This is a genomic window from Streptomyces poriferorum (assembly GCF_019399235.1).
In the GTDB taxonomy this organism is placed as follows: Bacteria; Actinomycetota; Actinomycetes; order Streptomycetales; family Streptomycetaceae; genus Streptomyces; species Streptomyces poriferorum.
Genome location: NZ_JAELVH010000392.1, coordinates 1 through 5,352, shown reverse-complemented (window position 1 = coordinate 5,352; position 5,352 = coordinate 1). Strand labels below are relative to the sequence as shown.

Annotated in this window: 6 protein-coding genes; 1 reads left to right on the top strand and 5 read right to left on the bottom strand. The window is 70.8% G+C overall.

The genetic code is table 11. From position 1 onward, the window contains the following. On the top strand, positions 1–329 hold a 329-nt coding region (locus JGS39_RS36625; RefSeq protein WP_219574088.1), incomplete at its 5' end, for a discoidin domain-containing protein. Positions 330–395: 66 nt separating this feature from the next. Here JGS39_RS36625 and JGS39_RS36620 read toward each other — a convergent pair. From JGS39_RS36620 to JGS39_RS36600, 5 genes are read right to left on the bottom strand one after another with little or no spacing between them, the layout of a single operon-like run. Beyond that, entirely contained in the window at positions 396–1,646 is a 1,251-nt protein-coding gene (locus JGS39_RS36620) for an ABC transporter substrate-binding protein (RefSeq protein ID WP_219574087.1), read from the bottom strand. Then, a complete protein-coding gene (locus JGS39_RS36615) occupies positions 1,643–2,767 on the bottom strand; it encodes a branched-chain amino acid ABC transporter permease (protein ID WP_219574086.1) in 1,125 nt (374 codons plus the stop codon). The genes JGS39_RS36620 and JGS39_RS36615 overlap by 4 nt, the downstream gene beginning before the upstream one ends. Further along, a complete protein-coding gene (locus JGS39_RS36610; RefSeq protein ID WP_219574085.1) occupies positions 2,760–3,650 on the bottom strand; it encodes a branched-chain amino acid ABC transporter permease in 891 nt (296 codons plus the stop codon). The genes JGS39_RS36615 and JGS39_RS36610 overlap by 8 nt, the downstream gene beginning before the upstream one ends. Continuing rightward, a complete protein-coding gene (locus JGS39_RS36605) occupies positions 3,647–4,450 on the bottom strand; it encodes an ABC transporter ATP-binding protein (protein ID WP_219574084.1) in 804 nt (267 codons plus the stop codon). Before JGS39_RS36605 ends, JGS39_RS36610 begins: the two co-directional genes overlap by 4 nt. Next, positions 4,447–5,244, bottom strand: a complete 798-nt coding sequence (locus JGS39_RS36600) for an ABC transporter ATP-binding protein (protein WP_219574083.1) — start codon at positions 5,242–5,244, stop codon at positions 4,447–4,449. Before JGS39_RS36600 ends, JGS39_RS36605 begins: the two co-directional genes overlap by 4 nt. Positions 5,245–5,352: the final 108 nt, after the last annotated feature.

Below are 5,352 nucleotides of genomic sequence, written 5' to 3'. Positions count from 1 at the left end.
GCTACTGGGAGAGCAGCAACCACGCCTTCCCGCAGACCATCACCGTGGACCTGGGCGCGGCCAAGGCGGTCAAGCGGCTGGTCCTGAAGCTGCCCCCGGCGGCCGCCTGGTCCACCCGTACGCAGACCCTGAGCGTGTCGGGAAGCACCGACAACAGCACGTTCAGCTCGCTCAAGTCCTCGGCGGGTTACACCTTCGATCCGTCGGGCGGTAACCGTGCGACCGTCACCCTGCCCGGAACGTCCGCCCGCTATCTGCGGCTGACGTTCACCGGCAACACCGGCTGGCCGGCCGCACAGCTCTCCGAACTGGAGGCCTACACCAGCTGACCCGGACATGCCCCGGGGCGGCACGCGTGAAGCGTGCCGCCCCGGGGCTCCTGTACTGCCGCCCGCCTACTTCAGCGTGTACGACTTCGCCGCCGCGGCCGCCTCCGCGGGCCTGACGACCTTGAGACCGCCGGGCGTCTTGGCGTCCGGCTTCATGATCACGCTCTCCCGGGTGGAGGGAGCCGCCGGGTCGGAGAAGTCGTGCGGCATCCCGAAGTCACTTCCGAAGTCCGTGATGGTGAGCAGGGCCTTGTCTATGCCCTCACGGGTGAGGTCCTTCGAGGCGCAGGCCTTCTTCAGCGCCTCGCCGAACAGGCTCGCCGCGTTGTATCCCGCGATGACGCCGTTGTCGAGGCCGTCCTTCGGGTACTCGGCGCCGTACTCCTTGGCGAGCTTCGCCGGTCCGGTGCCCGGGTCGCCGATCGGGAGGGTGGAGGCGGCGACGTAGTAGTCGGCCGCCAGGGCGGGGCCGGCCTGGGTCTTCAGCAACTGCGGGGCGAACGCCGAGTTGTTGCCGACGACCGGGACCTTGAAGCCGGTGGCCGCGGCGACACCGACCAGTGAGGCCGCCTGACGCGGGCCGGCGCTGACGATGACGGCCTTGACGCCGGCCTGCTTGAGCGCGGCGACCTGGGCGGTCATGTCGTTGTCGGTGGGCTTGATCTTCTGTTCGACGACGGTGAGGCCCGCCTCCTTCGCCGCGTACTTCGAGCCGGCCAGGGCGTTCTCGCCGTAGTCGCCCTCGAAGTAGACATGACCGATCTTGTCGCCCTTGGCGATGCGCTTCTCGGCGAGCAGGTAGTCGATCAGGTTGATCGTCTCGACGTCGTACGTGGCGCCGATGACGCGGACGTACTTGCTGCCCAGGAGGTTCGCCGACCAGGCCTGCGGCAGGACGAGCCCCTTGTCCTGGCCGTCGATGCGCTCCTCGACCGCGGCCACGAACGGCGAACCGATGAACTGGACGAATCCCAGCACCTTCGGAGCCAGTTCCGTGTAGCCGGCGATGGCCTTCTGCGGGTCGTATCCGTGGTCGCGCACGGTCAGTTCGACCTTGCGCTCACAGATGCCGCCCGCGGCGTTGGTCTGCTTGACCCACAGCTGCTGGGCCTGGGTGACGCTCTTGCCGAGCGAGGCGTAGACCCCGGTCATGTCGGTGAGCGCGCCCAGCGAGATCACCTCGTCGGTGACGCCCTGGCCGGTCTTCACACCGGCCTTGTCCTGGGTCCCCTCGTCGGAGGACTTGGCCTTCTCGCTGCAGCCCACGAGGGTGAGGGTGAGGGCCGCGCACACGGCCCCGAGCACACGCAGTTTCATTTCTTCTCCCCTGAATTCTTCATCAGACGTGTCAGGCCGCCGGGCAGGAACAGAACAGCCGCGACCACCGCGGCGCCGTACAGATAGCGCGATGCCTCGCCCGGAGCCAGACCGCCCGTACCGGGGGCGGAGACCAGGGGCAGGGAATCGCTGTAGTGGGTGAGCAGTTGCGGCAGCAGCGAGACGAACGCGGCCCCGACGACCGCTCCCGCCACGGTGCCGAGCCCGCCGATGACGATCATGGCGAGGTATTCGAGGGACAGGACCATGCCGAAGTACTCGGGCACGGTCCGCTGGAAGACCAGCGCGAGCAGCACGCCCGCCAGTCCGGCGTACATCGATGACAGGACGAAGACGCCCGCCCGGTAGCGGGCCACCGGGACGCCCATCACACCTGCCGCGATGCGGTGGTCCCGGATGGCGTTGAGCGCCCGGCCCGGCCGGCCGCGCAGCACGCCGCGGGCGAAGAGGCCGCTCAGGAGCAGGGCGAGCAGCGCCGCGTACCAGAGCTTCTCCGAGGACTGGAACGGCACCCCGGCCACGATGACCTCGGTGTCGTCGAAGCCGAAGCCGAAGAGCGAGAGGGGCGGGACTGCGCGGCCGTTGAAGCCGCCGGTGAGGGAACCGGCGTTGAACAGCACATGCTGGCCGATGAAGATCAGGGCCAGCGTGGCGATGCCGAGATAGGCGCCGCGCAGCCGGCTCGCGATGGGGCTGAACAGTCCGCCGGCGGCTCCCGCGAGGAGGACCGCGAGCACGGCGGCGAGCCAGCTCGGCAGGCCGAGCCCGGAGAGCTCGTGCCCGTTCTCCGTACTGCTCTCCCCCGCCAGGACGCAGTAGCCGTAGGCGCCCACCGCGAGGAAGAAGGCGTGTCCCATGGAGAGCTGGCCGGTGGCGCCCGTGAGGAGGTTGAGCCCGATGGCGCCGATGGCGGCGGCCATCGCGAAGAGTCCGGCCTGCAGCCAGAAGCGGTCCAGGTAGAACGGGAACGCGAGGAGCAGCACCGAGCCGATGGCCCAGAGGTAGGTACGCGGGTGGCGCAGCCGGGCGGCGAGGGCGGTGCCCTCGGGGGTTGCGGGCCGGGGCGCCGCTGCGGTCCCGGTGGTCGTGGTCTCAGACACGGGCGAGCTCCTTCGTACCGAAGAGTCCCGCGGGCCGCAGGAGCAGCACGATCACCATCACCAGATAGGGGGCGAGGTCGCCGATGCCGCGGCCCAGGAAGGCGAGGTCGCTCTGGTAGCCGGTGGCGAGCGATTCGGTGACGCCGACGATGAGGCCTCCGGCGAGGGCCCCGGTCGTCGAGTCGAGTCCGCCGAGGATCGCTGCGGGGAAGGCCTTGAGCGCGGCCAGTGAGGTGGCCCGTTCCAGTCCGGGGGTGGGGAAGACGGTGAGGAAGAGTGCGGCCACCGCGGCGAGTGCTCCGGCCACCGCCCAGGCGGCGAGCGAGACCCGGCCGAGCTTGATCCCCATCAGGGCCGCGGTCTGCGGGTTCTCGGCGGCGGCCCGCATCGACACGCCCCAGGAGGTGAAGCGGAAGGCGAGCAGGAACGCGGTGATGAGCAGACCTGCGGCGAGGAACGCGGCGATCCGGGTCTCGGCGAGGGTGACGCCGCCGATGGTGACGACGCCGTCCCCCCACGGGTCGCCGAGCGCCAGCACGTCCGTGCCCATGCGCCGGGTGAGTTCGGTGGTGAGGAGGATGTCGACGCCGATGGTGACGATGGCCAGGACGCTGTGGTCGCTGCCCCGGTAGCGGCGCATCACGAGGAACTCGATCGCCGCTCCGACGACGGCCGCGCCCGCGATGCCGACGGCGAGCGCCGGCCAGAAGCCGATGTCGTCGTGGAGGACCGCGGTCACGTATCCGCCCGCGAGCAGCAGGGAGGCGTGGGCGAAGTTGACGACCTCGGTGGCTTTGAAGATGACGACGAAGCCGAGCGCGATCAGTGCGTAGACCGAGCCGATGGAGAGGCCGCCGAGGAGGAGTTCGATGAAGGTGGTCATTCCTGTGCCCCCAAGTAGGCCTGAACGACGGCCGGATCGTTCTGGACCTCGGCGGGGGTGCCGCCGGCGATCCTGCGTCCGAAGTCGAGTACGGTCACGGCGTCCGCGAGCCGCATCACCACGCCCATGTCGTGTTCGACGAGCACGATCGAGATGCCGAGGCTGTCGCGGACCCCGGCCACGACCGCTGCGGTGCGCCGCCGTTCGTCGGCGGTCATCCCGGCGACGGGTTCGTCCAGGAGGAGGACCTGCGGCTCCATGCACAGCGCGCGGCCGAGTTCGACGAGCTTCTGCTGTCCGTACGGGAGCGCCCCGGCCGGCCGGTCCAACTCCTTCTCCAGGCCGATGAACTCGGCGATCTCACGGACCCGTTCCAGATGGCGGCGGGCCTCGCGTGCCGCGGACGGCAGACGCAGTCCGCTGGCGACGAACCCGGCGCGGGTGAGCCGGTGACGGCCGAGGAGCAGGCTGTCGGTGACGGTGGCGTGCGGGGGCAGCGCCAGGTTCTGGAAGGTACGGGCGACGCCGAGTCGGGCGATCGTGTGCGGGGCGAGTCCGGTGAGTTCCGTCGTGCCGAGGTGGACGGTGCCGGATGTGGCCCGGTACACCCCGGACAGCACGTTGAAGGTGGTCGACTTCCCTGCCCCGTTGGGGCCGATGACGGCGTGCACGCTGCCCGGCTCCACGGTGAAGGAGACGCTGTCGAGTGCGGTGAGTCCGGCGAAGCGGACGGTGACGTCACGGACGGCCAGCGCGGCGGGGGCGGTGGTGACCGGGGCTGCTTCGTGCGTGGTGGTCATGCGGACCACCTGCTCAGGCTGCGTACGGACCCGGAGGCCCGGTCCGCGTCCTCGGCGGCCGTCTCGTCGACGACGCCCAGGTAGCGGCGGCGCACCTCGTCGGAGGCGGCGAGTTCGTCGGCCGGCCCCTCCAGGGTGACCTCGCCGACCTCCAGGACGTAGGCCGTGGAGGCGAGCCGCAGGGCGATCGCCGCGTTCTGCTCGACGAGCAGGACGGAGGTGCCCGAGGCGTTGATCTCCTGCACCGTCTCGGCGATGCGCTGCGCCATCAACGGGGCGAGGCCGAGAGAGGGTTCGTCGAGCAGCAGCAGCCGGGGCCGGGCCATCAGGGCCCGCCCCATCGCCAGCATCTGCTGCTCGCCGCCCGACAGCAGCCCGGCGCGCTGGTGCGCCCGCTGGGCCAGTACGGGGAACAGCTCGTGTACGCGGGTCAGCGCGCCCGCCGACGCCTTGCGCCCGCCGCGGGCTCCGAGGGCGCCCGCCCGCAGGTTGTCGGCCACCGTCATGCGGGCGAACACCTGTCGTCCTTCGGGTACCTGGACCACTCCGGCGGCCACCACCTGGGCGGGCCGCAGCCCGTCCAGGGGGCGTCCGTCGAAGCGGACGGTGCCCGTACCCGTCCCGCGGTGGAAGCCGAGGGTCCGCGAGATGGCCCGCAGCAGCGTGGTCTTCCCGGCCCCGTTGCCGCCGAGTACGGCGGTGATCGCGCCGGCCGGCACATCGAGGGAGACGTCGCGCAGGGACCGTACGGGGCCGTAGCCCACGGACAGTGCGCGGATCTCGAGCGTTGCCATGCGTCCTCCTCCTTCCGCCTTGTCTTGGAATCGATGTGTCGATTCGTGGTGCGCAGGGGTCCCGGTCCGGTCGTGGCCGGCGGTGTCCGCCTGTGCCCGCCCCGCCCT